The sequence below is a fragment of the Neptuniibacter sp. QD72_48 genome (genome assembly GCF_047778065.1).
Taxonomy (GTDB): domain Bacteria; phylum Pseudomonadota; class Gammaproteobacteria; order Pseudomonadales; family Balneatricaceae; genus Neptuniibacter.
Map to the genome: position 1 here is coordinate 3,764,046 of NZ_CP180547.1, position 26,101 is coordinate 3,790,146.

A 26,101-nucleotide genomic window follows, 5' to 3' on the forward strand; every position below is an offset into this window, starting at 1 on the left:
CTCAGCAGGAGAATTATCATGACTCAGCCTCCAAAGCATTTAGAACTAACAAAAGTAGATATTGATTTCCCAACCCCTAACGGCCCATTCAAAGCGCTACAGGATGTGAACTTAACCATCAATAAAGGTGAGTTTGTCTCGCTAATCGGTCACTCCGGTTGTGGTAAATCGACTGTACTGAATATCGTTGCAGGCCTTTATCAAGCGACTAAAGGTGGCTGCCTACTTGATGGTAAAGAGGTCAATGCACCGGGCCCTGAACGTGCAGTGGTTTTCCAGAACCACTCCCTATTGCCATGGTTAAGCGCTTACGAAAACGTTGAGCTAGCCGTGAAACAGGTTTTCGGTAAGCAGAAATCAAAAGCAGAGATGCGCGAGTGGATTGAGCACAACCTATCGCTCGTACACATGGATCACGCGATGGACAAACGTCCTGATGAGATCTCCGGTGGTATGAAGCAGCGTGTCGGTATCGCTCGTGCACTAGCAATGGAGCCGACCGTAATGCTGATGGATGAGCCATTTGGTGCCTTGGATGCCCTAACCCGTGCTCACCTACAGGACTCTCTAATGGAGATCCAAAAAGATCTCAACAACACGGTGATCATGATTACCCACGATGTCGATGAAGCAGTACTGCTATCTGACCGTATCGTAATGATGACCAATGGCCCAGCTGCGACTGTCGGTGAGATTCTAGATATCGACCTGCCGCGCCCACGTGACCGTATCGCATTGGCGGATGACCCACAGTACAACCACTATCGTCATGAAGTGCTGACCTTCCTATATGAGAAGCAGCGCAAGCCTGACAGCGCTGAATCCGCACCAAAAGAGGATAAAAAGCAAGATCTGGCACAGGATGTGCAAGATGGTAAAGCAGAAAGCGAGGAAAAAGCTGCTTAAGCACTGAAACCCTACATTTCAACGGTGAATTCTAGGATTTGGTCAGACTAAAGCAGTGCATAGCTAAGAAAGCGCACCAACAAAGCGCACCTTATTAGCTAGTCTGAATGCTCCAACGGTGGAGCGATAAATCCTCGCATAGAATCGAACAAAGGCGTTCATACCTCTCTCCCTAACCTACCACCCAAGGTTAAGGACAGGGGTCTGAACGCCTTTTTTATTGCTTTTAAAACCTTACGAGGGCCCTAATTATGAACGACTCAGGAAAGCTAAATATTTTTGCTTTCAGCGGCAAAATGAAGATTTTGCACATGAGCTGGATGGCATTCTTTATTACGTTTTTTGTCTGGTTCAACCATGCTCCACTACTGGGTGCGATTGCCCAATCACTGAGCCTAACGCCAGCTGAAGTAAAAACACTTCTTATTCTTAACGTTGCGCTAACCATTCCTGCGCGCATCATCATCGGTATGCTGACCGATAAATACGGCCCTCGTATCACTTACGCTGCGCTACTGTTTATCGCCAGTATTCCGTGTTTCCTTTTTGCCCTATCGACTGACTTTGCTCAGGCAGCGATTTCACGTTTCCTACTTGGTTTTATCGGTGCGGGCTTCGTAATCGGTATCCGTATGGTAAGTGAGTGGTTCCCTGCAAATGAGCTGGGTACTGCTGAAGGTATCTACGGTGGCTGGGGTAACTTCGGTTCTGCTGCAGGCGCAATGTTGCTACCAACACTAGCACTGATGTTTGGTGGTGAAGACGGCTGGCGCTATGCTGTTGGCCTAACGGGCCTAATGAGCCTTGGCTTCAGCTTTATCTGGTACAAAAACGTATCTGATACGCCAAAAGGTTCTACTTACTTCAAGCCGAAGAAAATTGGCGGCATGGAAGTAACCAGCAAAGGTGACTTCGTCTTCATGCTAATCATGAAGCTGCCAATGTACGCTGCTCTTTCTCTGCTAACGTGGAAGCTTTCTCCAGCAGGCGTATCTATCCTTTCTGATATGGCTGCCGTTGTAATCTACGTGAGCTTAGGTGCGATCCTTGTGTACGATTGCGTAAGTGCCTACAACGTTAACAAAGAGATCTTTGAGAAGCCGGTTCCTGAAGTTGAGCAGTACAAATTCAAACAGGTTGCCGTACTAAACGTTCTTTACTTCGCGACGTTCGGTTCTGAACTAGCGGTTGTGTCTATGCTGCCACTGTTCTTCTCTGAAGTATTCGAACTAGATATGGTTTATGCAGGTCTTCTAGCCTCTGCTTACGCTTTCATGAACCTAATGTCCCGCCCAGGTGGTGGTTGGATTAGTGACCGTTTTGGTCGTAAGAAAACACTATTGATCCTAACAGCGGGTTTGGCTGCAGGTTATGCAACGATGTCTATGATTGATAGCACATGGCCACTATTCCTAGCCGTTGCTGCTGCTATGGCATGCTCTTTCTTTGTACAGGCGGGTGAAGGTGCTGTATTCGCAGTTGTACCATTGATCAAGCGTCGTCTGACAGGTCAGATTGCTGGTATGACGGGGGCTTACGGTAACGTAGGTGCAGTGTTCTACCTAACCGTGCTATCGATGGTTGATTACTCTACTTTCTTCACCGTAATCGCAGTAACGGCTGTAATTGGTTTCTTGGCACTACTACTGCTAGAAGAACCAAAAGGTCACATGGCGGAAGTAAATGAAGACGGTACAGTAGAGTTAATCAAAGTTAGCTAAGTTGTATTTACCAGCCCTGCAGGGGTGGTAAATACACTGTAGGAGCCCACCCTGTGGGCGAGTTTTCGCTCAGAGGACTGAGCTCCTACAGGTATTACATACAGGCAAACACATGAGTAATAAAACGTTATCTATACGCTTTGGCGGTAAATCAATTGCGGGGATAAAACCCGTCAATCAGGATGCGTTTGCAGCTCATATTCCAGACAATGCAGATCGGGAGTTTAAAGGGGTTGCGGCAGTGATTGCCGATGGTGTCAGTAGCTGCGCAGATTCCCATATCGCCAGCCAAACCAGTGTCACCAGTTTTATGCAGGACTATTTCAGTACCCCCCACAGTTGGAGTGTACGAAACTCTGTATCCCGCGTAATGACAGCCTTAAACCGCTGGCTGCACAAAGAGAATAACCTTAGCCATCGCGAGCAGGACAATATGCTTTGTACCTTCTCGGCCTTGGTAATTAAGTCCAACACCCTACACATGTTCCATGTGGGTGATTCACGCATCTATCACTTCCAGCAAGGAGAGCTGGAACAGTTGAGTCAGGATCATGTGCGAAAATCGGGTGGGCATAGTTACTTAGCTAGGGCTTTAGGGGGCGACCGCCATTTAGAAGTCGATTATTCCACTCGACCGCTAAATGATGGCGACCTCTTATTGATGACCACCGATGGAGTGCACGATTTTTTAACCCGCGCCGAGATGAAAAAGATTCTTTCAAATGCCTTTTCTGATCCGGAAAAAGCCGCGGATACACTGATTAGTAGTGCTTTAGCTAAAGGCAGTGACGATAACCTCACAGCGCTGATCGTCTGTGTCGATGAACTGCCCGTCAAATCGCTGGAAGAGAGTCACCAACAACTGACTCAGTTGCCTATTCCTCCAGTGATGAAAGTTGGCAATCAGATCGATGGCTATGAAGTACTCGACCTGATTTTTAGTGGCACGCGAAGCCATATGTATCTGGTGAAAGACAAAGAAACTCATCAGCAATACGTACTCAAAGCACCATCGACTAATTTCTCCGATGATTCCTTATACCTGGATGGCTTTATCCGCGAAGAGTGGGTGGGGCAACGGATCGATCATCACCATGTGATGAAAACCTATCCGTGCCGACAGCAAAAGCTGTTTCTCTATTATGTCGGTGAGCACATTCAGGGGATGAACCTGCGCGAGTGGATGAACGACAATCCTAATCCACCGTTAGATGAGGTGCGAAAACTCGCTAAGCAGATCATTCAAGGGCTAAGAGCGTTCCAACGCGCGGATATGGTTCATCAGGATCTGAAACCCGAAAACATCATGATCAATCAGGATGGACGAGTAAAAATTATCGACTTCGGTACCGCGAAAATAGCCGGTATCGAGGAGATGAGCTCACCTCTGGATAAAGCGATTCCACAAGGTTCGGTAAATTACATCGCACCTGAGTATCTGATGGGAGAATCCGGCAGTTTTAAATCAGATCTGTTCTCTTTTGCTGTCATTATTTACGAGATGATCACCGGTAAACTGCCCTACAAAGAGATGTCCTCCTCTTCGGCAGAGATCAATAATTACGCAGAGCTGGAATATATTCCGGCTCTGCACCATCGCAAAGATCTACCGCTTTGGGTCGAAGGCTGCTTACGTAAAGCGCTGCAACCTAATCCGCGTTTCCGTTATGACGCATTCTCTGAGTTTGAAAAAGATTTCACCCGTCCGAACCATGCACTAGCAGCCAAGATTCAGCACCAGCCGTTATTAGAGAAAAACCCAGTACTAGTATGGAAACTTTTAGCCGGAGTGTTGTTGATCTCCAATTTGGTTCTATTAAGCATGCTGGAATGATCCATGCCTATTGCAGTGCACCATAACAGGTCACAGCAACAGGTTTGTGCTTCAAATTCAAACCCTTATAGTGATCACCAAACGGCCCAAAAACATTAACTATATGTTTTATAAGGATTTTATTTAAATTGGCACACCCCCTGCTATATCTATTGTGTAACAAAGATCTGTTGGGGTGATAATTCTGCAGTATTAGTTACAAAAATCGGGCTAAGAGAACAAAGGCGTTCTCCATCGGCACTTTACTGAAGTGCTGCATGGATAACGCCTTTTTTTATTTTTTGACGTTGGGTTTGAGATGAAAAAACGACTAATCATTATTGGTAACGGCATGGCAACAGGCCGACTACTGCAATGCCTGAGCGAATCGGCGGCAGGCCAGTTTGATATTACTGTTTTTGGTGAAGAACCCGGCGGCAGCTATAACCGCGTTTTGTTATCTCACCTACTAAGCGGTGAAGCGCCACTGGAAAATATTATTACGCTGACACAGGAGTGGTATGCGGAACAGGGGATCCAGTTACACAGTGGCGATCCAGTAGAAGTTATTGATCGTGAGAACAAAAAAGTTATTAGCCAATCCGGCATCGAAGTTGAGTATGACCAGTTGGTGATGGCTACAGGCTCTTACCCGACTCGCGTACCTCTTCCGGGCCTAGATCTAGAGGGTGTGATGAATTTCCGCACCCTGAAAGATGTAGATCGCATGAAAGAGATGGCGGAAAGCCATAAGCATGCGGTTGTGATCGGCGGTGGTTTCTTAGGTCTAGAAGCCGCAGAAGGTCTTCGAATTTTGGGTATGGATGTCACTGTACTGCAACGTGCACCTTACCTACTGAACAACCAGTTAGATAGCACCGCAGCCGCGATGCTATTGAACTCTCTGGAAGAGCGCGGCCTTAAATTCCGCCTAGATGCGATTACCGATGCCATCGTTGGCGACGGACATGTACAAGCAGTTCATATGTCTGACGGCGAGAAACTCAAAGCTGATCTGGTCATTACCGCGATCGGCGTAACGCCTAACAAAGCACTCGCTGAACAGAGCGGCTTAGCCTGTGAACGTGGCATCTGTGTCGATAACCAGATGCGCACCAGTGATAGCGACATCTTTGCACTAGGTGAATGCTGTCAGTTTGATCAATTTACTTACGGTCTGGTCGCACCGATTTGGCAACAAACCGCAATTCTGACCGCAACCCTATTAGAGCAGTCAGCGCAGTATGTTGAAGAAGCGGTTGCTACTCAGCTGAAAATCAGCGGAGTAGAACTGTTCTCCTGCGGTGACTTAAGCGACGACGAAAACACTGAAACCTTGGTTTATCACGATCTGAAGCTGAACGACTATCGCAAGCTTTGGTTACAAGACAATCGCCTGAAAGGTGCCGTTTTGTTTGGCGATGTACGTGAAGGCCAATGGTATTTCGACCAATTAAAGAACAACACAGATTTGAGCGCCTGCAGATCGCAGCTGCTATTTGGCAGCCCTCTTTGCGACGAGGTTATCGAAGAACAAAATATAGGTAATTCCGCTATGACAAGCAGCCCTAAAAAACAGTTAGTCGTTATTGGTAACGGCATGGTAGGACACCACTTTGTCGAAAACTTTGTAACGGGAGAGAGCGCGAATGAATATGACGTTCACATCCTGGCTGAAGAAGATCGCGCAGCGTATGACCGTGTCCATCTTTCTGAATATTTCGGCGGTTCCACGTATCAGGATCTGTGTCTGGTAGAAGATAACTTTTATGAAACTCATAGCGTAAACCTTCACTTGAGCGAAGGTGCTACGCAGATCGATCGCGATGCAAAGCAGGTCATCACAGAACAAGGTACATATCCCTACGACACCTTGGTCTTGGCGACCGGATCTTACCCATTTGTCCCCCCGATACCGGGTAATGATGGTGATGCCTGCTTTGTTTATCGCACCTTGGAAGATCTAGATAAGATCCAAGCGTGTGCAGAGTCTGCCAAAGTTGGCGTTGTAGTGGGTGGTGGTCTATTGGGCCTAGAAGCAGCTAATGCTCTGAAATCCCTAGGTCTTAAAGCTCACGTAGTTGAGTTTGCACCCCGCCTAATGCCGGTTCAGCTAGACGAAGATGGCGGTGAGCTACTGAAAAACAAAATTGAAGATCTGGATGTAGATGTTCACTGCAACAAAGCGACAACTGAGATCGTTGCCGGTGAAGAACACACCTACCGCATGAACTTCAGCGACGGTACACACCTAGAAACAGACCTGATCCTGTTCTCTGCGGGTATCCGTCCACAAGATACGCTAGCACGTTCAAGCGACCTAGAGATTGGCGAACGTGGGGGCATCATGGTTAACGATCAGTGCCGTACTTCTGATGAAAACATCTACGCGATTGGTGAATGTGCACTTTGGAACAACCAGATCTTTGGTTTGGTAGCTCCGGGTTACACTATGGCTAAAACAGCTGTGGCTGCAATTGCGGGCGATGACAGTGCCTTTACCGGTGCTGATATGAGTACCAAACTGAAGCTTCTAGGTGTTGATGTAGGCTCTATCGGTGATGCTCACGGTCAGACACCGGGCAGCATCAGCTACCGCTACTCTGATGAAGACGAGCAGGTTTACTACCGTATCGTTGTCTCTGAAGATCGCACTAAACTCCTAGGTGCAGTACTTGTTGGCGATAACAGTAAATATGATACTTTGCTTCAATATGCACTTAACGGCATCGATCTACCAGAAAAACCACAAAGCCTAATCCTACCATCACTGGATGGTTCGGCTGCACCGGCACTAGGACCAGATGCCCTACCAAACGAAGCAACGATCTGTTCTTGCCTAAACGTAACTAAAGGCCAGATCTGCTGCTCTATCGATGAAGGTGCAACCTCGGTTGCAGACGTAAAAGATGCCACTAAAGCCGCTTCGGGTTGTGGTGGTTGTGCAGCGATGCTGAAGAGCGTTGTAGATTGCGAATTAGAAAAACGCGGTGTTGAAGTAAATACCGACCTTTGCGAGCACTTTGCATACACCCGTGAAGAGCTTTATCACATCATCCGTGTTGAAGGCATCCGCTCTTTCTCTGAACTACTAGAGAAACACGGTAAGGGCCTAGGTTGTGAGATCTGTAAGCCAACTGCAGGTTCTATTTTGGCGTCTTGCTGGAATGAGCACATCATGGAAGAGCCATTGGTATCTCTACAGGATACAAACGATACCTTTATGGCGAACATGCAGAAGAACGGTACTTACTCCATCGTTCCTCGTGTTGCCGGCGGTGAGATCACACCAGACAAACTGATCGTGTTAGGTCAGGTTGCTAAGAAATATAACCTTTACACCAAAATCACCGGTGGTCAGCGTGTCGACCTATTCGGCGCTCAGCTACACGAACTACCGTTGATCTGGAAAGAACTCGTCGATGCTGGTTTCGAAACAGGTCACGCCTACGGTAAGTCCCTACGTACTGTGAAATCTTGTGTAGGTAGCACCTGGTGCCGCTACGGTGTCAATGACAGTGCTGGCATGGCGATCAAACTTGAGAATCGCTACAAAGGTCTGCGCTCACCTCACAAAATCAAATTTGCTGTTTCTGGCTGTACGCGTGAATGTGCTGAAGCGCAGAGTAAAGATATAGGTGTAATCGCGACTGAAAACGGTTGGAACCTCTATGTTTGCGGTAACGGTGGTATGAAACCTCGTCACGCCGATCTATTTGCGACCGACCTAGATGACGACACACTGATTCGTTACATCGACCGTGTCCTTATGTTCTACGTGAAAACAGCAGACCGTCTACAGCGTACGTCGGTTTGGATGGATAACTTAGAAGGTGGTCTAGATTACCTTCGCGAAGTGGTAATCGATGACAAACTAGAGATTGCCGCTGAACTCGAATCACAAATGAGCCATGTAGTAGAGACCTATCAGTGTGAGTGGAAGTCGACACTAGAAGACGAAGAGAAACTAAAACGTTTCCGTACTTTCGTGAACACTGAAAAACAGGCTGATCCGCAGATCGTTCATATCATGGAACGTGATCAGATCCGTCCGGCATAACTAGCGATTAGGAGATATTTATCATGACGACTATTGATAGCAACGCTGAATGGATCGATCTGTGCAGCAAAAACGACCTTATCCCTCATTCTGGCGTAGCCGCTATGCATGAGGGCCAACAGATCGCACTGTTCTATATCCCAGAGTATGAGAACGAGATCTTTGCCGTAGGTAACAACGACCCATTTAGCGGTTCTAACGTACTATCGCGCGGTTTAATCGGCGATCTTCAAGGCGAGCCGATGGTGGCATCGCCTTTATACAAACAACACTTTTCACTTAGCTCAGGTGCCTGCATCGAAGAACCCGATGTCAGCGTACCTGTGTGGCCTGCTCGCTTTGTCGATGATCAGGTTCAAATCATGCTGTAATAACCGGTAGCTATAGATACAAGATGGAACGGTTGCACAGGGAAGTCAGTTTTTCCTCTCTACAGAGGAGAAAACTAGAGGGTAACCGCTCTCATCGCGAGTTAAGATTAACTCAGCGTTTCCAGCGACCAGCTGGAGAGGTAGAATGGCCGAAACCTTGTTAAGCAGAGCTTGATCATGGCTTCACCGAGCACCTCAACACCGATTTCGACCAAAGAAAAACTGATTGGTTACAGCCGCCTTATGCGTGTAGAAAAGCCAATTGGGATCTATCTACTGCTTTGGCCGGCCTACTGGGCACTTTGGATTGCTGCCGAAGGTGTTCCAAGCTATGACATCCTTATTATCTTTACCCTTGGGGTTTTCCTAACCCGCTCCGCTGGCTGTGTCATCAATGACTTTGCTGACCGTAAAATTGATGGTCATGTAAAACGTACTGCACAGCGCCCTATTCCAGCAGGTATAGTGACCGCCAAAGAAGCCTTAGTGCTATTTGCTGGACTAATGCTGATCGCGTTTATTGCCGTACTCTTTACCAATCTCACCACTATCCTGTTATCCGGTGGCGGCCTCTTACTCGCGGCCTGCTATCCGTTTATGAAGCGCTATACCCACCTACCACAAGTGGTGCTAGGTGCAGCATTTGCCTGGTCGGTTCCTATGGCCTTTACCGCTGTAAATGAAACCGTCCCTTCCTACGCGTGGCTGATCTATATAGCTACGCTGCTGTGGACTGTAGCCTACGACACTATGTATGCCATGGTGGATCGCGATGACGACCTTAAGATCGGGGTGAAATCCACCGCTATTCTGTTTGGCGATGCTGATAAAGTGATTATTGGTGTGCTTCAGGCTTCTACCCTACTTACATTTGTACTACTGGGAATGAAGTTACAACTGGGCTGGATCTACTATGTGGGTCTTGCTGTGGCAGGCGGACTATTTGTTTATCAGCAACTATTGATTAGAGATCGCGAGCGCGATGCCTGTTTTAAGGCTTTCTTGAACAATCATTACGCGGGTTTAGCGATTTTTATTGGCCTTGCAGGCCATTATGCGGCCTTAGATTTACTGTAAAACACCTTAAAATCAGCTACTTTTTAACTGTTTATGGCGAATTGTTACCGCTTGTCATATTTGTGTAACACTATTGTCTTCTAATATTGGCGTCGATAAATTGAGTTGAAAAGGGCAATTACGCATGTCTCTATCCAAACGCGTCCTGATTGTTGATGATGAGGCGCCAATTCGCGAAATGATCGCTGTTGCGCTAGAAATGGCTGGCTACGACTGCTTTGAAGCAAGCAATGCCACAGAAGCACACGGCCTGATCGTGGATGACAAGCCAGATATGGTCTTGTTGGACTGGATGATGCCAGGCATGAGTGGAATCGAATTTGCGCGCCGTCTGCGTAAAGATGAAACCACTGCCGATATCCCAATTATTATGCTCACGGCTAAAACCGATGAAGATAATAAAATTAAAGGCTTAGAAACCGGTGTAGACGACTACATCACTAAACCCTTTTCGCCACGCGAACTCGTAGCTCGTCTAAAGACTGTACTGCGCCGTACGACACCTAAAGGTATTGAAGAGCCAGTTACAGTGGACGGTCTAACCCTAGACCCTATTTCACATCGCGTAACGTCTGATCAAACACCAATTGAACTTGGCCCGACTGAATTTCGCCTACTGCAATTCTTTATGACACACCAAGATCGTGCATACTCTCGCGGCCAACTACTGGATATGGTGTGGGGTGGTAACGTCTACGTTGAAGAACGTACTGTTGATGTTCATATCCGTCGTTTACGAAAAGCACTTGGCGAGCGTCACGACTATCTGGTACAAACAGTCAGAGGAACGGGTTACCGCTTCTCTGCCGATGTAGCCTGATTAGTTAGCAAGGAAAAACCATGCACAAAAACCGCCACTCGATGTTTACCAGCTTATTGCTGGTGAGTGGATGCTCCTTTGCTTTGGGGCTATTAATTGGTTACCCAAGTTGGGCTTTAGCGTTAAGCCTGTTTGTATGGGCCGTTTTTCAGGCACGCCAATTCAACCGCTTGATGCAGTGGTTCCAATCCGAAGTGGAAGAGGAACCACCTGAGTGCACAGGTCACTGGGGTGAGCTTTTTGATGAGCTATCGCGCCTGCAACGTGGCCGCCAAAAACGTGAAGATCGCTTAAAAAGCATTATTTCGCGCTTTCAGGACTCAACGTCTGCCCTATCCGATGCCATTATTATCATCGATAGACACCACAACCTAGAGTGGTGGAATAAGTCTGCCATCCATCTGTTAGGACTTAATCAGGAATCGGACCGCGGTATGCCGGTCATGAACCTGCTGCGTGATCCACGCTTTGTACGCTATTACAAACGCGGTCAATACAACGACTCTATTACCCTGCCATCACCAGCACACAATGATATGCAGATCCAGTTTCATATCACACGCTTTGGTGATGAAGACCGCTTGCTCGTTGCTCGAGATGTCTCTCGATTAATACGACTGGAACAAACACGACAAGACTTCGTTGCTAACGCTTCTCACGAGCTGCGTACACCGCTTACAGTGATTCGAGGGTACTTGGAGACCTTCTTGGACCAAGCCCTGCCAAAACCGTTGCTGCGCGGTTTGAGTTCTATGCAAAACCAAGCGCGCCGAATGGAAAACTTAGTTTCAGACCTGTTGCTGCTATCGCGCTTAGAAGCCAGTAATCAAGCATCAGACGAACACCCGATCCAGATCCATAGTGTCCTAACTCATATTGTCGAAGATGCGGAGCAACTGGCGAAAACGCTGGATAAAGATCATCAGATCACACTCGATATCGACAACGCTTTTGACCTTAACGGCCAAGAGATTGAGCTGCACAGTGCCTTTTCAAACCTGGTATTTAACGCTGTGCGTTACACCCCGGCTAACGGCAAGATTGAAGTACGTTGGTGGACTGACGAGCAAGGCGGCCACTTCTCGGTAAAAGACACAGGTCCGGGCATTGAAGCGATGCATCTACCACGTCTAACCGAGCGTTTCTATCGAGTGGATGAGAGTCGTTCTTCTGCTAGCGGTGGTACCGGCCTTGGCTTAGCCATTGTGAAGCACGTACTGGCACGTCACGGTGGTCAGCTAACGATTAAGAGTAAGCTAGGGAAAGGCAGTACCTTTGCCTGTCACTTCCCAACAGAGATGATCGCACCGTCTCATGTGGAAGATGAACATTCCGCTTAAGCTTATTCGAAGAGATAAAACAAAACGGCCTGCTCAAAGCAGGCCGTTTATTTATTTACGATTCCAGACGCTTTTGGTCCAGATCGATCTCAGTTGTTGAGTGGGCCTCAACCCAGTAGATGGTTGCACCAACTACCGCAGCAGGCATAAGAATCAAGTTCAATAATGGCACCAGCATGCCAAGTTGAATCAAGCCACCAAAACCGATTGACGTTAGGCGATCAGACTTCAACATCAGCTTCATATTCTTGAAGCTAACTTTGTTGTTATCCATCGGATAGTCGCAGTACTGAATCGCCATCATCCAAGCACCAAACAAGATCCACAAGAAAGGCGAGATCAGGTTAATCACCGGAATAAATGACAGCACCAACAGAAACAGGACACGCGGTAGGTAATAGGCCAACTTAGAAAGCTCGCGGCCAATCGCTCTTGGGATCAGCGCTACCACCTCTTTCCAACCATCGTCAGTGACTACATCACCACGTAGACGCTTCTCTACTTTCTCAGATAGGAAGCCATTAAAGGGCGCAGCAATGATATTGGCCACTATAGAGAAGCCGTAATAAACAAAGACAATAACTAACAAGGCCATCACTGGCCATAAAACGTAGTGCAGGAACTGCAACCACTCCCAATCAGGTAGAAACGTTGTAATTAAGCTATCGACCCAAGCGCCAAAGTTACTAAACAGTAACCAAATCGCGGTTACAAACAGCACAATATTGGTTAGTAGTGGGACAAGTACAAAGGGACGAATCTCCGGGTCTGGCAACATCTGCAAGCCCCGTAAAACATAGCTTCCACCTCTTACTGGATTTCCTTTCATAATTACCTTTTAGTAAGTTAAAAATACAATTAATTTAATCGCAACAGCACCTATCATCATCATAAGACCGACGCGGTTTACGTTAAATTCCCGCTTTGTCATATCCATGGTAGGTTTCCAAAATTCCACCAGCGACTTAAAGTCTTTGGTGCGTCCAGCGTACATCGCTAGAGAAACCAAAAATACTAGCAAACCACCCCAAAATAAAAATTGCTCTAATATTGCCAGATACATCACATTCGCCTTTACTTATTGCCAGTAGAAAGTAACCCGTTTTATGCTTACGGCTCATTGATCAGATGACCTTTGAACCGAAAACGGTTCCCTAGCGTACCAAAAAACAATGTAGTCGGCTGCACTGCCTTGGTTGAGCGACTTATTTTTCCACCAGACCATAGCGCAGATTAACGACGCTAGTATTACGCAGCTGCTGGAGTAGTAAATGAAAGCGATACAAATTGCACAGTTTGGTTCCAACGACGTCTTAAAATATACCGAACTGGATAAACCTGAACTGAATTCAGGTGAAGTCCTTGTCAAAAACAAAGCCGCTGGCGTAAACCCGATCGATTGGAAAACCTGTTCGGGCGGCGGCGCAGCGCCGTTTATTGGCGAGTTACCTTTTGTTCCTGGTTGGGAATTTGCAGGCACGATTGAAGCCATTGCCGATGATGTCACTGAATTTAGTGTCGGTGATGAAGTATTCGGTTTAATCCGCTTCCCTGAAGCAGCAGGCTGCTTTGCTGAGTATATTGCAGCTCCAGCAGATCAGATTAGCCTTCGCCCTGAAGGTCTACCAGTTGAAGCAGCAGCAGGTTTAGGTTTAGCAGGTCTAACCGCATGGCAGGCACTGTTTGATAAAGGCCATCTACAGGCATCCCAGCAAGTGGTGATTCTGGCAGGTGCTGGCGGTGTCGGTCACTTAGCGATTCAACTAGCGAAATGGATGGGCGCGCGCGTTGCAACGACTGCATCGGCTAAAAACCATGAGTTCTTGAAATCACTCGGTGCGGACCTAGTGATCGATTACCACAACGACAAAATCACCGATCATATCGATAATGTCGATCTGGTTATTGACGGTATGGGCGGCGAGATCGGTATCGAAGCGCTTAACTGTGTGAAGCCTGGCGGTACGCTAGTAACACTGCCATCAGTGACCAAAGATGAGGTTATCGCAGCGGGTAAAGCGATGAAGGTGAAAGTAGAGCCTATCCGTGTAGAAGCGAATAGCGAACAACTAGATCGCTTAGCAGGTCTTTATGCCGACCGTAAGCTAGAGCTTCAACTGGCTGACACTTATCCTATTGAAAAAGTCGGTGATGCTTTTGATGCCAGCAGATCTGGTAGAACTCAGGGCAAGTTAGTTTTGACTATCTGAAGACACCTAGCAGGGTGCAATAGGTTCCTATTGCACCCTGCTTACTAATCGTCAAATTCTAATAATGATAACGACAAGAGATGATCGTGATAGCTTGATCATCTACGGCGTAAACAAGCCTGTTGGTATCATCAATCCTACGAGACCAAAAACCTGCAAGATTTTCCTTTAGGGGCTCAGGCTTACCGACGCCTTCAAAAGGCGAACGCTTAGAATCTATGATGAGCTTATTGATACGTTTAAGTGTTTTTCTATCTTGGGTTTGCCAATAGAGATAATCCCCCCAAGCTTCATCGGTCCATGATAAAAGTCTTGGATTACTCATCAATCAACTCACGCTCCTTAGTCTGACCCGCTCGATACTGTGCAATTGACCGATCTAAGTGTTCAGCATTTTTAGGGGAACGCAGAAGGTGAACAGTCTCCATTAAACTGTTGTAGTAATCTAATGACATGACCACCGCATCTTCGGAATCCCTCCGAGTAATAACAGTTGTATCCGCATCATTAACCACACCGTCCAAAACAGCCTTCAAGCCATTACGCGCTTCGGTGAAGGAAACAATTTTCATAAAACATTACCTGTACAATTAATAGTACAAGTATAGGAAAGGCATTCTGTAATGTACAGAAAGTTGAACATGTATGGATGATCTGAACGAGGGGCAATAACTTAGCTATTACCCCCTGATGGCTAACTATAAATAACTATTAAAAGCTCAAACCTTGATAAACATACATCGCAGTGACTTTATCCATACTGGTGGTGATTTTTTCGGCAGATCTCACCACTAGGGCTAAACGCCCTTTATCAGACGCTGAATCTGATAGTCCCTTAAAGCGCTTAAAGTCACGTTGGATTTTGCTCAGTTCAGATTTGATCTGATCGTTATTAAGCGGGTCGCCTTCTAATTCCGCTCGGTTCTGTTCAAACAATTGTAGTGAGCTGATAAAGGCTTCGCTGTACTCATCCTGAAAACCCCATGCACGTAGCGCGTAGTGGCTGGTAACACGTTGTGCCAACATGCGGACAAAGCCTGCGTTGCTAATCACTTTGCCAAAGCGACTATCGTTATTCTCTACGATCTCCATAGTGACCGCACTCCACTGTTGCAGCAACAGTTCGGTTGCTTGTCTGACTTCGGCCGCTTTTTCTCGAGAAGGAGGAGCAAGATAAAGCGGCTTAACCACTTTCCATTGCTCAGCTGCACGCTTTAACGCTTGTTTCTCAGCATCTGTCTTAGCATAAGCCAAAATCTGTTTTTGGGTTTTCTCGTAATCTTTGATCGATTCAGCTAACTCTTGCTCTGCCTTACGCCCACGCACCGATAAACCTATCAGCATGTAATCCTTCAGCATCTGCTGAGTCAGCATACTCTGGTGAGAAGCCGTATTTATGGCATGTTCAATAGAGGTTATCTCAGCAGCACTGTGACCGCTGAGAAAGAGAAAACTCATCAAAACATAACGAATCAAACGCATCAGATACTCCTTTTTAGACGCAAGCTTCAGCTAATAAGCTCTCCACCTGATCTAACAAATGGTTTTCTGACCATGGTTTGGTCAGATACACATCGACTCCTGCATCCGTTGCCTCTAATCTATGTTTATCAGTCGATCGCGAGGTGATCATTATCACTGGGATATGAGCCGTTTCTTCACGGTTTTTCAATATGGTGGAAAGTTCAACGCCCCCCATACGAGGCATCTCCATATCAGTCAGAATTAAATCAGGCTGGCGCTTACGCACCTGATTCAACGCATCCAAACCGTCTATCGCCGTCATCACTTCATAACCGGTGTCTTTCAACAAGGTCTCAAGAGATTTCCGCGCACTCAATGAATCATCCACAACCAATAAGCGTGGAAGCTCCAAATCTATATCACTGTCAATCAGCACTGGCTGATCGGACAATGTTGTACGTTGATGTCGAATACGTGCTGGTAAATCGACGATTGGCGCCGCTTCACCGTTGGCAAGAATAGTAAGGCCCGGAATACCTGGAAGATCCGGTACATATTCGCCCATCTGTTTAAAGGCCAGTTCTCGGTGAGCGATGATCTCTTTGACCAAAACAGCCACTCGTTCACCTTGTGCCATATTAACAATCAATACTGGGTGTACGGCACCCGGCTCAAGATAGAGATGCTTACGTTGATGCAGAAGGTTTTCCAGCATAAATACTGGATAGCTCTCACCTTCGTGGATAAAGGAAAGCTCCTCTTCGGTTTCTTGGAACTGGCCATCCAGCGAAATTAAGCTCTGCTCAACACCATGCCCAGATAAAGCAAATACCTGTTTACCACAGCGAACTAGCAAAGTTTTAACCATCAAGGAGCTGGCAGGCATCGCCAAGGTAAAGGCTGTACCTTCACCTGAGGTCGATTGGATATCCAAGGTACCTTGTAGGCGCAAGATCTGCTGATACACCACATCCATACCAATGCCGCGACCGGACAATTGACTAATTTCATCACGAGTTGAGAAACCAGGAATAAGTATGAGTCGGTATACATCATCTGAACTCAATGGCAGATCAGGCTCGATCAATTTCTTATCATGAGCCACTGCTAATACCCGCTGGGTATTGATGCCATCACCGTCATCTTTACAGCTTACTTTGATCTGACCATCGTGGAGGCCGAAACTTAAAGTGATCGTACCCTGCTCAGGCTTACCTCGTTGACGCCTTAAACCTGTACTTTCTAGACCATGATCGACCGCATTTCGAATGATATGCATCAGAGGGTCAGCTAGCTGATTCAAGATATTGCTATCCACCAGCGTATCTTCACCCTGAATAACCAAACGTGCCTCTTTACCGGTAGAACGGCATACTTGTCGCAAGATACGCTGTAAACGTGAAGAGATCGTACTGACTTCGACTTGTCGTGTACTTAAAACATTGTCGAGGGTCTCTTTCTGCAAGCTGGATTGCGCGATATGGAGGGTACTCAAGCTATGGATATGCCCTTCCATCTCCTGAGTTACCTCACGCACGTCTGCTACCGCCTCTTGTACACGAGAGATGGTCGTGTGCATTTCGTTATAGCGGTCCATCTCAAGTGGGTCGAAGTCATCCGCGTTTTCATCCAGGTGAGGCTGTAGATTCATCTGCTCGCTGAACTGTTGCTCCAATTCAAAGAGAACACGCTGCAAGTTACGATGACGCTCACGGTTAGTTCGAGTAAAGCCGCGTAACTGTGTAACCTCTTCATCAAGCTGGGCGTTCAACGTATTTGACTCACCCGCCAAACGGAACAGGGAGTCCAATACCGTACGCGGTACTCGGAAGACCTGGTTTTCTTCTCGAGCGCTGTCTACTGCAGGAGCCTCTGCTTCACTTGCTTGTGGTTTTTCAGTCACATCAGCAGAATCATCAGCACTTGCAACCGCCGGTTCTACAACTGTACGTTCTTGTTCTTTATCAAGGGCGTCCACACCTTCTGTTTTAAGGCGGTAATCCCAATCCATGATCAACTGTAACGTCGAAAGAGCATTGTCAGGCGCGCGCCCGCCTGCAGTGATAGCCTCTGCCATTGCAGCTAAGCAATCAGACGCTTCAAACAGATCATCTTTCAAACTACCTGTAGGCAGCTGATCCTGATCCGCTAAGAATTCCAATACATCTTCTAGGCGGTGAGCCAAGTTAGCCAAGCCCTTGATACCCGCCATATTGGCCAAGCCTTTCAAGGTATGTACCGCACGCTGAGCACTACGTAATGCAGGCTTATGCTCCTGATCCAACAACTGCTGAATACTGTCTAAGTATTCGTCCGACAGCGTCGGTAGTTCGTTGTACAGCATATCCGATAACTGAGGATCGATTTCACCCGACTCATGTAATTCAACATCTTCAGGTTTGGCTTCCTCCCGCACCAGATCATCACTGGTCTGCAGCGAAGCCAGCGCAAACAGATCAGTAATATATTTAGTTTCTTCAGCCGTAGGTCTGCAAGGCAGGGATTCATGACTAAAAGCAGTCAACAGTGCTTGTTGATGTTCTGCAGCACCGAGATCGGAGAAGTAATCCAGTAAGCAGTTAAGGGCGCTATAAACTGCATTAATTTTGTCTTCTAGAAGCGGAATCTGATGTTGCTGTAGATAACTTAGGTTCGCAATTAAGCCTTCAACCAGCACTTTTGCACCATTAAGGTTAATGGTCTGTAGTGCACGAATAACGGTTTCTAGACCATCAATGCTCTCTTCTACCGTTGATGGCTCTATCTCAGTCTGCAACCACTGATCAGATAGCTGCTGGATTGATTGTGACAGCATTGTGACAACCGCAGGATCCACTTGGGCACTCCCCTGCTCCAACACAGCCTGATCAATCTCACAGAAAGCCGGTGCTTCAGGCAGAATTGCGACACTAGCTTCAGCTTCAACCACTAGCTCTTCAACCACTAACTCTTCAACAACATCAGCTTCGTCATCACATGAATCGCTGCTACTAAACTCTTCACGTAATCGCTCTAAATCTTGCGCAAGAAGGGGCTTTAAGAAATCGGTATCTTCAGCCAAAACAGGCTCTGACCAACCGGACTCAACCATCAAATTCAATACAGACTCAACCTGTTGATCATCTGCAGACTCTAATAGATTTTCTATCGCACGATGTAGCTGTTCGACTACCGCTAGGTCTGATAATTCAGGTACTTGCAGTAGTAGCTCTCCGTACAACGCAAGCATGTCAGTAATACCGGTCCAATCATCCTCAGAATAATCATCAATTAACTCGTAGAATTGATCGGAGTGGAGTTCTTCAAAACGATCTAGATCCTCGCCAACCTGCCGTAGCAATGGCAATAATGCTGGCAGTTTATTCGATATGTCACTTTGTGAAGGTTGTGGCAGATCAGCTTCGATCGACGGCTCAAGCAATTCACTTTGAGCGGTGTCATCACATTCAACACCTAATTTCTGACAATCACCCAATAACAGATCGCGAAGAAAACTAGCGTCTTCCTCAGGCACAGGTTCAATCCATGCGGAATCATTCATAAGGGCCAGTAGTGAATCAATATTCTGTTCACTTGGTTGCTCTAACAAACGAATAATCGCACTATTTAGCTTGGTAGCTATGTGAGAACCTTCAAGCTCCCCGAGTTGCTGTAATAGCTCGCCATACAGGGCCAACATATCAGCAATACCTGCCCAATCCTCTTCGGAATAGCGATCAATCAAATCATAGAATTGATCGCTATATTCAGCTTCAAACAGGGCGATATCAACTGCCATTTGTCGCAACAATGGCACAAGTTCAGGCCAACATTGCTCAGCAGATGCAGCTGACTCTATTGGATCAATAGATAGTTCAGGTTCTGTTACAAGTTCTTCCACATCATCAGAGCTCTTCAGCGCAACATCGCCTGCTAAGGTATTAAAATCGCTGCGCAGTAGATCAATCAGGAAGCTAACATCCTCATCAACGACCGGTTCTACCCAAGCTGAGTCTTTCATCAATTCGAGTGCCGGCTCAATCTCTTGAGGGTTTAAGTTCTGTAGAAGGTTGATGAGTGCTGTATTTAATTGCGTCACAATCTGGGCATCTTCCAGCTCATCTATTTGCTGAAGTAGCTCACCGTAAAGCGCCAGCGTATCCGCCACACCGGTCAAATCATCTTCAGAGCAGCGATCAATCAGATCATAGAGGTGATCAGATTGCTCTTCAGAGAGCGTAGATAATGAAACAGCGATAGCTTGTAAAAGCTCAACCAACTCAACCGCAATCGGATGGCTAGGTGATTCTGAATCTGCCTCAGAAGCATTCGACTCATCAACTTCTGCAGTCAGTTCAACCTGTTCAACATCACTTACCTGTGATTGTGATTGCAGCTGGCAACCGTCATCTTGTAAAAGTTCGAGTAGGAATTCAGCATCTTCAGCAACTACGGGCTCTGGCCAATCGTCACTTTGCAATAACGTCACTAAGCCTTGCGCGACTTCCTCTGGTGACTGAGAAAACAAGCCCTGCAGTTTGTCAGAAATCTCTGACATAACGGTTTCGGTTTGCTTTAGTTGAGTCTCATCTAAAGACTCCAACAGCTCAGCATACAACGCTAGAAAGTCAGATAGCCCGGTAAGGTTATGCTCACTAAACTGGTCTACGTACTCATACAGCTCGACTACCAGTTCTGTTAGAGGCAGCTCCATTTTCAGGCAAAGCTTCTGCTTCGCTGTCAGCCACTCGATGGCTAGTTTAGGATCAAACATTGATCTCTATCCCACCTATTCTCAGGATGAAGCGAGTTTAAATACACTAACTGATTTCTGAAGCTCGTCGGCCGCGTCTACCAGCTCATCGGATAGCTGAGCCTGCTGCTTCATTTCGGCGTTGGTCGCTTGAGTGGTTTCGTTAATGCTGTTTGCACGGGTACGTAGCTCTTCCGCTACTTTCGCCTGTTTCACCGAGCTGTGTGCGATACGTACTACGGAATCTACCAGAGTCTGAGTAGTGGCACGGGTCTCATCCATACGCTCACCCGCTTCTTCCGCTAGGCGCGTGCCCTCGACTACGTCAGTGATTACGTTGTTGATTACGTTAATAGTATCCGATGTCTCAAGCTGGATATTATTTACTAGAGATTCGATCTCAGAGGTCGCTTCACGGGAGTTCTCCGCAAGACGTTGTACCTCATCTACTACCACCATCAAACCACGACCCGCTTCACCAGCTGACGCCGCGTGCATACTCGCGTTAAGGGATAGTACGTGGGTACGTTCCGAGATGTTGTTGATTAGGTTGACGATACCACCGATCTCTTGAGAACGTTCACCCAAGCGTTTGATACGTTTTTCCGCCTCATGGATGGTCTGGCGGATTTTGTTGATACTGTCGATCGTCTGAGATACTGAGTCCATCGCCGTTTCAGATGTTTTGATCGCTTTCTGAGATGCGTTGTTCGACAGTACGGCCAGTTTAGAGATCAATTCCATTGCACGAATTGCGGAGTCCAAACCGTTCAATGTTTCACTGATCTCCTCTTTCTCTCGTTCCGCATAGCTCAATACCGTTTCGGACTGAGATTTCACCTGAACCGATGCATCATTTACACGGGTGGATACGCTGTTTACTTCCTGCAATACCGATTCGATCGACTCTACCAACTGGTTAATGGAATCAGATACCGCACCCGTTACATCTTCTGCTACAGGTACGCGCACTGTTAGGTCTCGCTGGGAAATCTGGAATACGTTCTGGATCAAAGTAATGATCGAGCTGTTAAGGCGTTGGTTCTCTTGTTCCTTAACTTGAAGTGCGTTCTCTTTCTCATCAAGCATGTTATCCAATACGCTCGATAGCTGACCCAATTCGTCTTGCGTGTCCAAGCCACTTCGTGCTTCGACATCGCCTTCACGTACTTTATCTACCGCTGACTGGATAGTTTTCAGTGGATCGATTACGCCATATTTGATGATGGATAGAGAGATGGCCATCGCCACGATCATCAAGCCGATAGAGATCAAGAAGTAGGTCGCCATCTCAGTGGTATCGTCAGCAATCAACAGATCGTTTTGTACCTTGTAGCTTGCTGCTAGCTCGGTTACTTCATCAATCTTTGGAGCCAGTTTATCGATAATCTCTTGTAGGCTGGCAAACTGAGTTTGTTTACGCTCGATCGCTTCTGCTAGTTCGGTAACCAATAATTCAATCTGCTCGATATTGCCTGAAGCAGACGCACGGCTATCGGATAGTGATTTAACTTTACTAGAATCCAAGTGGGCCGTTTGGATCTGTCGCTTGATGGTATACAGGTCTGTTTGAATAATATCTAAGTCAACTTCCCGACCATCAGTAGCGATATATTTATCAAGATCGGTTTGCACAACCGACAATTGATCACGAACCCAGTTACGGTTGATCCATAGAACTAGAGGCTCTGTTTGTGAAATAAGGGTACGAATTTCCGCTGCTAAACCTTCGTTCTTGTTTACACCAATCTGAATTGCTGTTTCAGAAGCATCATAGAATACGTCCTGATACTGATCCATAATGACTTGGAACTGTTCAACTAGCTGTTTATCTTTATCGGTCCGTAGGTAAGCTTTAAGGCTCAGGATATCTTGATCCAATTTAGCCATTACATCGTTATAGATAGATAGACGATCCATCTCCTTTGCTACCTGAAAGCTCTTCTCCTGAAAACGCGCCTCAGCAACACTCTCCTGAATGTCTCGTACCAGTAGCAAGAAGCTATTTAGGTTTTGAGAACGTTGTTTTGCTTCCTCTTGCAGAACGATCGTCTGGTAGTAGGATGCACTCATAAAGAACAGACCGGCACAGAGCAATCCTAAAACGATTGCGAACTTAATCGGTATCCGTATGTTCTTAAATTCCCAAAAAGACTGCATAGCTCGCTCACTCCGTACTTTTTAAAACTGTTTCTTCAAGGCTAGGAACAATCGGTGATGATCAATTTCGACCCAGTGCTGGTCTTGATGCTCATATACCTGTCCTGCTGCCTGACTGATAACATCAGGCAGATCTCCACATGCTTGATCCAGTAAAACTGGGTCCGTGATACTCTGAGGTGGTTGGGTCAACAAGACGCCAACGGTCTTCGGATGATCATCGATCAGCAATACCCACGATTGTGGAGCTGTGTTGCCATCTAAGATTTGCAGGTACCTATTCAGATCGTAAACAGGCACCGTTTCGCCACGGTGATTCATAAATCCGGCGAACCAGTCTGGTGTAGATGGGATCGAACAAATTGAGGGAGCTTTCGCTACCTCTGCCCGGGTCAGTTCCGAGATAAGTAGTTGGTAACTACCAATCTCAAAACCATGCCGGATCTGGTGAATGCTAGGCTGATCATCCGCTTTTATATTTGTTGTTAGCTGAGCATCCATCGCGTATTTCTCAAGTTAAAGCAGAAATTTGCGCCATTAGTTCTGCATCAGTAAATGGCTTTGAAACCATGGCTGTTGCACCTTGTAACTGTGCCCAAACCTTATCGGCCTCTTCGTTTTTACTCGATACAATCACTACTGGAATATGTTTTGTTGCTTCGTCAGACGTAATCTGACGACAGGCTGAGTAACCATCCATTTCAGGCATGACAATATCCATAAAAATTAGATCTGGATTTTCTGTCTTTGCCTTTTCAAGCCCCTGCTTGCCATCGTTAGCAGCGACTACTTCAACACCGCAAGAAGCCAATACTGTACAAATATGCTTCTGCTGAACCAGGTCATCTTCAACAACCAATACTTTTTTCACTGGATAGCTCCATTAACTTACGCTTTCTGAAATTCATCAACCCAATTGGATACTCGGCCGATCACCTTCTGAAACTCTTCATGCACAATTGGCTTAGTCAGATAAGTGGAACAGCCAGACATAATTCCCTTCACCTCATCCATAGGAGAAGTCTTAGAGGTCAGCATGATAATTGGGGTTTTCTTTAGTTCTGGACGTTTACGCATCTCTGTACAGGCTTCAAACCCATCCATTCCAGGCATAACCACATCCAGAAAAATAAAGTCATAACTATGATCTGTTACGTTCGCGAGTGCTTCTTCACCAGAACCGGCAAAATGCACATTAACTGGTAGGGGTAACTGCTGTAGCTCAGCATTTAATGCCTGTTGCATGACATCGTTATCATCCACCACCAGCACTTGATAACTGGTTCGACCACTTTCAACTGCGGCACTTTCCGTAGGCTCTGGTGCAGTGTATTTACTGAAAGTATCTTCTTTCGGTTCCTGTTTAGCAGTCTCAAGATCCATCTCTTCGTTTTCACGAGTCATCTTATCCAAAGCACGTAAAACACGAGAGGATACCAACGGGTAGCCAAGATGAGCATATTCCTTCGTTTCAGGTTTACCACGGCCGACCAAAATGATGCGAGCATGGTAACTTTGAGGAATATCCGCTAATTCGGGGTATAGAGAGAGGTCAAACCCAAATACGAGCAACAAGTCAGGAAGCTCAGAAAAATCGGGAGTTACCAACGTATAACGAGTCTGTTTAGACAGCTTGAAAATTTTTTCCAGCTTAACTCGCTGATCGTTAGGAAAACCTATTGAACCTATCAGCATATCAGTCCCATACCCTTACAGATGAAATGGGATATGCCAAAAGTCGAGGGGGAGTCGGATGATGAATATCACCCAAATTATCAAAACCGCCCTGAGCTATCCCAGACGAATGCGGGATAATACACGGCGCTTGTTTCACTAATGCTGCAGTATCACAACTAACTCGCTGTGAACCATAATTGCAGTAACACATGACTTCCATAAGCTAGTACTAGCAACTCACAGCATAAAAAATGCAGTTGCCAGTCTCCATCTCTACTCTTGAATTTATTATTTTTATTAGTGACGTCTAAAAAAACGTCCATCTATATACATTACAGATTTTATTAGACGAATAAAACCTCTATGCATTAACAGTGTACGGAGCTTATGTTAGAACTATTTAAATTAAGATAGCAACTAAAAAAAACGGACCTTTTGGTCCGTTTCATTACTTTTCGCTGCAAAATAACTGCTGTTGTCGCATCAGGAGGCGACATCCTTCGCCTCTGACATCCCGACTCCAACAGGCATGACGCGCCCATGATTTATCATCTTCGGTGCGTTCTTCACGGAATTCAGGTACATCCTTACAGAAATTTTCGCTCGGCGATGCATTGTTTAAGCAAGCCTTTAAAAATTTGCCGTGCTTAATCGTACAACTAAACCCTGAGCATTGATTAAAGCTACTCAACGCTTCTTCTAAACAGGTTTGTTGGTCGGCCTTTTGACCTAATGCCAGCCCTCTTTGCTGAAATTCGTTATTCTGATCTGCAAGCTCCTGATTCCAACCCGGTAACCACTTATCCTGTGTTAACCACGCCACAAAGATGCCCGCTACGAGCAGTAATAGAATTCCCCAAATAATTTTTTTAACCATTAGGCTTCCTTACGTGGACGCCAAAGCAGTCCTTTCATACACATAAATACACCCACAACCGATAGCAACATGCCACCATTCACCACCAATGGATGCCTTACTAATAAAGGCTTGAAAGGGTGTTCCTGCTCAAGATCGCACTCAGCTAGATCATAGTTATATGAACCGCCCTGATCTAAGCATGCATCAACTGCACTTTGATCGACATAGAAAAGGATCATCAAAGCGACTGATGGCAAAATCAGAAGTATTAAACCAATTCGTAGCATGAATTATTCGCTATCACTAATGCCTAGGTTACTGTAACCGTCGTTATGCGCTAGTTCACGTAGCTCTTGCAAGGCATCACGACGTGGTAAGTCATCTTGAATGATCTCTAGGATATCCGCTTGGAAATCATCTTCTTGCAACATCAAGTCGTGTGTATTGATGAATTTAACCAGCTCATCATCAGAGATCTGATCATCCGCGTTTAGCTCAATAAACCCTGCCACAGACTCACGAGACATATTTGCTACAGCAATAACTTCGCTGGCATCTGCGGCGATTACGGTGTTAAGTGTAGAGAACAGTGCGACAACAGCATCCAAAGCTGGTGATGCACCATACATATCAAAATCATCTAGATCAGGCATATTTTCTTCCACCTTATCCAGCTGAACTTCGAAGTTCATTTTTGCACCGGTATTATTCAGGTGATCCCAAACCGCATCCAAAATTTGACGCATTTTGCTGACATCACCAAACTCCATCAAACGTGCAAACAGAGCAAAATTAGGGAACATGCGTTCTGAGACTGCAGCGCAGTAGGCCGCTAACTGCCAATCTTTAAGATCGTAGAACTCTTTGTCAAAGCGCTGATCAGACATCTAA

At 46.3% G+C, this 26,101-nt stretch carries 22 protein-coding genes and 1 pseudogene; 10 read left to right on the forward strand and 13 right to left on the reverse strand.

Annotation, left to right across the window (positions count from 1 at the left end):
* Positions 1-18: 18 nt before the first annotated feature.
* From ACMXYX_RS17350 to phoR, 9 genes and pseudogenes are all read left to right on the forward strand, one after another.
* Positions 19-906 (forward strand): ABC transporter ATP-binding protein, encoded by an 888-nt coding sequence (locus ACMXYX_RS17350; RefSeq protein WP_415882909.1) that lies wholly within the window; start codon positions 19-21, stop codon positions 904-906.
* A 251-nt stretch (positions 907-1,157) separates the two neighbouring features.
* Entirely contained in the window at positions 1,158-2,627 is a 1,470-nt protein-coding gene (locus tag ACMXYX_RS17355) for a NarK family nitrate/nitrite MFS transporter (protein WP_415906334.1), read from the forward strand.
* Positions 2,628-2,739: 112 nt separating this feature from the next.
* A complete protein-coding gene (locus ACMXYX_RS17360) occupies positions 2,740-4,461 on the forward strand; it encodes a protein kinase domain-containing protein (protein WP_415882911.1) in 1,722 nt (573 codons plus the stop codon).
* Positions 4,462-4,792: 331 nt separating this feature from the next.
* Positions 4,793-5,845: pseudogene (locus ACMXYX_RS17365) on the forward strand (NAD(P)/FAD-dependent oxidoreductase); the annotation flags it as partial.
* 150 nt (positions 5,846-5,995) lie between these two features.
* Positions 5,996-8,500, forward strand: coding sequence for a nitrite reductase large subunit NirB (gene nirB, locus ACMXYX_RS17370; protein WP_415906835.1), 2,505 nt, complete (start codon positions 5,996-5,998; stop codon positions 8,498-8,500).
* Positions 8,501-8,523: 23 nt separating this feature from the next.
* Positions 8,524-8,871, forward strand: a complete 348-nt coding sequence (gene nirD / locus ACMXYX_RS17375; protein WP_415882912.1) for a nitrite reductase small subunit NirD — start codon at positions 8,524-8,526, stop codon at positions 8,869-8,871.
* Positions 8,872-9,048: 177 nt separating this feature from the next.
* Positions 9,049-9,948, forward strand: coding sequence for a 4-hydroxybenzoate octaprenyltransferase (ubiA, locus tag ACMXYX_RS17380; protein WP_415882913.1), 900 nt, complete (start codon positions 9,049-9,051; stop codon positions 9,946-9,948).
* Between the two features lie 124 nt (positions 9,949-10,072).
* Positions 10,073-10,768, forward strand: a complete 696-nt coding sequence (phoB, locus tag ACMXYX_RS17385) for a phosphate regulon transcriptional regulator PhoB (protein ID WP_415882914.1) — start codon at positions 10,073-10,075, stop codon at positions 10,766-10,768.
* A gap of 20 nt (positions 10,769-10,788) precedes the next feature.
* Entirely contained in the window at positions 10,789-12,108 is a 1,320-nt protein-coding gene (gene phoR, locus ACMXYX_RS17390; protein WP_415882915.1) for a phosphate regulon sensor histidine kinase PhoR, read from the forward strand.
* A 55-nt stretch (positions 12,109-12,163) separates the two neighbouring features.
* Here the strand turns inward: phoR and cysZ are convergent, their stop codons facing one another.
* Both cysZ and ACMXYX_RS17400 read right to left on the reverse strand, forming a co-directional pair.
* A complete protein-coding gene (gene cysZ / locus ACMXYX_RS17395) occupies positions 12,164-12,886 on the reverse strand; it encodes a sulfate transporter CysZ (RefSeq protein ID WP_415906335.1) in 723 nt (240 codons plus the stop codon).
* A gap of 60 nt (positions 12,887-12,946) precedes the next feature.
* Positions 12,947-13,171 (reverse strand): hypothetical protein, encoded by a 225-nt coding sequence (locus ACMXYX_RS17400; RefSeq protein WP_415882917.1) that lies wholly within the window; start codon positions 13,169-13,171, stop codon positions 12,947-12,949.
* 208 nt (positions 13,172-13,379) lie between these two features.
* On the opposite strand from ACMXYX_RS17400, the gene ACMXYX_RS17405 reads away from it, so the two are divergent.
* The gene (locus ACMXYX_RS17405; RefSeq protein ID WP_415882918.1) at positions 13,380-14,318 is read left to right on the forward strand and encodes an NADP-dependent oxidoreductase; all 939 of its coding nucleotides are present in this window, start codon (positions 13,380-13,382) and stop codon (positions 14,316-14,318) included.
* Between the two features lie 58 nt (positions 14,319-14,376).
* Here the strand turns inward: ACMXYX_RS17405 and ACMXYX_RS17410 are convergent, their stop codons facing one another.
* From ACMXYX_RS17410 to ACMXYX_RS17460, 11 genes are all read right to left on the reverse strand, one after another.
* Entirely contained in the window at positions 14,377-14,643 is a 267-nt protein-coding gene (locus ACMXYX_RS17410) for a Txe/YoeB family addiction module toxin (RefSeq protein WP_415897206.1), read from the reverse strand.
* The gene (locus ACMXYX_RS17415; RefSeq protein ID WP_415882920.1) at positions 14,636-14,890 is read right to left on the reverse strand and encodes a type II toxin-antitoxin system Phd/YefM family antitoxin; all 255 of its coding nucleotides are present in this window, start codon (positions 14,888-14,890) and stop codon (positions 14,636-14,638) included. Before ACMXYX_RS17415 ends, ACMXYX_RS17410 begins: the two co-directional genes overlap by 8 nt.
* 139 nt (positions 14,891-15,029) lie before the next feature.
* Positions 15,030-15,800 (reverse strand): hypothetical protein, encoded by a 771-nt coding sequence (locus ACMXYX_RS17420; protein WP_415882921.1) that lies wholly within the window; start codon positions 15,798-15,800, stop codon positions 15,030-15,032.
* Between the two features lie 13 nt (positions 15,801-15,813).
* A complete protein-coding gene (locus tag ACMXYX_RS17425) occupies positions 15,814-20,535 on the reverse strand; it encodes a response regulator (RefSeq protein ID WP_415906336.1) in 4,722 nt (1,573 codons plus the stop codon).
* A 21-nt stretch (positions 20,536-20,556) separates the two neighbouring features.
* Positions 20,557-22,674, reverse strand: coding sequence for a methyl-accepting chemotaxis protein (locus ACMXYX_RS17430; protein WP_415882923.1), 2,118 nt, complete (start codon positions 22,672-22,674; stop codon positions 20,557-20,559).
* A gap of 21 nt (positions 22,675-22,695) precedes the next feature.
* A complete protein-coding gene (locus tag ACMXYX_RS17435) occupies positions 22,696-23,175 on the reverse strand; it encodes a chemotaxis protein CheW (protein WP_415897208.1) in 480 nt (159 codons plus the stop codon).
* 10 nt (positions 23,176-23,185) lie between these two features.
* Positions 23,186-23,545 carry a response regulator gene (locus ACMXYX_RS17440; protein ID WP_415882925.1) on the reverse strand — a complete coding sequence of 120 codons (360 nt, stop codon included), beginning with the start codon at positions 23,543-23,545 and terminating at the stop codon, positions 23,186-23,188.
* 17 nt (positions 23,546-23,562) lie between these two features.
* On the reverse strand, positions 23,563-24,369 hold the full coding sequence (locus ACMXYX_RS17445; protein ID WP_415882926.1) for a response regulator: 807 nt from the start codon (positions 24,367-24,369) through the stop codon (positions 23,563-23,565).
* Positions 24,370-24,799: 430 nt separating this feature from the next.
* A complete protein-coding gene (locus ACMXYX_RS17450; protein ID WP_415882927.1) occupies positions 24,800-25,228 on the reverse strand; it encodes a hypothetical protein in 429 nt (142 codons plus the stop codon).
* Positions 25,228-25,497 carry a hypothetical protein gene (locus ACMXYX_RS17455; RefSeq protein ID WP_415882928.1) on the reverse strand — a complete coding sequence of 90 codons (270 nt, stop codon included), beginning with the start codon at positions 25,495-25,497 and terminating at the stop codon, positions 25,228-25,230. Before ACMXYX_RS17455 ends, ACMXYX_RS17450 begins: the two co-directional genes overlap by 1 nt.
* Positions 25,498-25,500: 3 nt before the next feature.
* On the reverse strand, positions 25,501-26,097 hold the full coding sequence (locus ACMXYX_RS17460; RefSeq protein ID WP_415882929.1) for a YjaG family protein: 597 nt from the start codon (positions 26,095-26,097) through the stop codon (positions 25,501-25,503).
* Positions 26,098-26,101: the final 4 nt, after the last annotated feature.

Excerpts from the sequence above, each read along its gene's own strand:
- ACMXYX_RS17350 (WP_415882909.1), top strand. The coding sequence starts at position 19 with ATGACTCAGCCTCCAAAGCATTTAGAACTAACAAAAGTAGATATTGAT.
- ACMXYX_RS17355 (WP_415906334.1), top strand. The coding sequence starts at position 1,158 with ATGAACGACTCAGGAAAGCTAAATATTTTTGCTTTCAGCGGCAAAATG.
- ACMXYX_RS17360 (WP_415882911.1), top strand. The coding sequence starts at position 2,740 with ATGAGTAATAAAACGTTATCTATACGCTTTGGCGGTAAATCAATTGCG.
- nirB (WP_415906835.1), top strand. The coding sequence starts at position 5,996 with ATGACAAGCAGCCCTAAAAAACAGTTAGTCGTTATTGGTAACGGCATG.
- nirD (WP_415882912.1), top strand. The coding sequence starts at position 8,524 with ATGACGACTATTGATAGCAACGCTGAATGGATCGATCTGTGCAGCAAA.
- ubiA (WP_415882913.1), top strand. The coding sequence starts at position 9,049 with ATGGCTTCACCGAGCACCTCAACACCGATTTCGACCAAAGAAAAACTG.
- phoB (WP_415882914.1), top strand. The coding sequence starts at position 10,073 with ATGTCTCTATCCAAACGCGTCCTGATTGTTGATGATGAGGCGCCAATT.
- phoR (WP_415882915.1), top strand. The coding sequence starts at position 10,789 with ATGCACAAAAACCGCCACTCGATGTTTACCAGCTTATTGCTGGTGAGT.
- cysZ (WP_415906335.1), bottom strand. The coding sequence starts at position 12,886 with ATGTTGCCAGACCCGGAGATTCGTCCCTTTGTACTTGTCCCACTACTA.
- ACMXYX_RS17400 (WP_415882917.1), bottom strand. The coding sequence starts at position 13,171 with ATGTATCTGGCAATATTAGAGCAATTTTTATTTTGGGGTGGTTTGCTA.
- ACMXYX_RS17405 (WP_415882918.1), top strand. The coding sequence starts at position 13,380 with ATGAAAGCGATACAAATTGCACAGTTTGGTTCCAACGACGTCTTAAAA.
- ACMXYX_RS17410 (WP_415897206.1), bottom strand. The coding sequence starts at position 14,643 with ATGAGTAATCCAAGACTTTTATCATGGACCGATGAAGCTTGGGGGGAT.
- ACMXYX_RS17415 (WP_415882920.1), bottom strand. The coding sequence starts at position 14,890 with ATGAAAATTGTTTCCTTCACCGAAGCGCGTAATGGCTTGAAGGCTGTT.
- ACMXYX_RS17420 (WP_415882921.1), bottom strand. The coding sequence starts at position 15,800 with ATGCGTTTGATTCGTTATGTTTTGATGAGTTTTCTCTTTCTCAGCGGT.
- ACMXYX_RS17425 (WP_415906336.1), bottom strand. The coding sequence starts at position 20,535 with ATGTTTGATCCTAAACTAGCCATCGAGTGGCTGACAGCGAAGCAGAAG.
- ACMXYX_RS17430 (WP_415882923.1), bottom strand. The coding sequence starts at position 22,674 with ATGCAGTCTTTTTGGGAATTTAAGAACATACGGATACCGATTAAGTTC.
- ACMXYX_RS17435 (WP_415897208.1), bottom strand. The coding sequence starts at position 23,175 with ATGGATGCTCAGCTAACAACAAATATAAAAGCGGATGATCAGCCTAGC.
- ACMXYX_RS17445 (WP_415882926.1), bottom strand. The coding sequence starts at position 24,369 with ATGCTGATAGGTTCAATAGGTTTTCCTAACGATCAGCGAGTTAAGCTG.
- ACMXYX_RS17450 (WP_415882927.1), bottom strand. The coding sequence starts at position 25,228 with ATGGTTAAAAAAATTATTTGGGGAATTCTATTACTGCTCGTAGCGGGC.
- ACMXYX_RS17455 (WP_415882928.1), bottom strand. The coding sequence starts at position 25,497 with ATGCTACGAATTGGTTTAATACTTCTGATTTTGCCATCAGTCGCTTTG.
- ACMXYX_RS17460 (WP_415882929.1), bottom strand. The coding sequence starts at position 26,097 with ATGTCTGATCAGCGCTTTGACAAAGAGTTCTACGATCTTAAAGATTGG.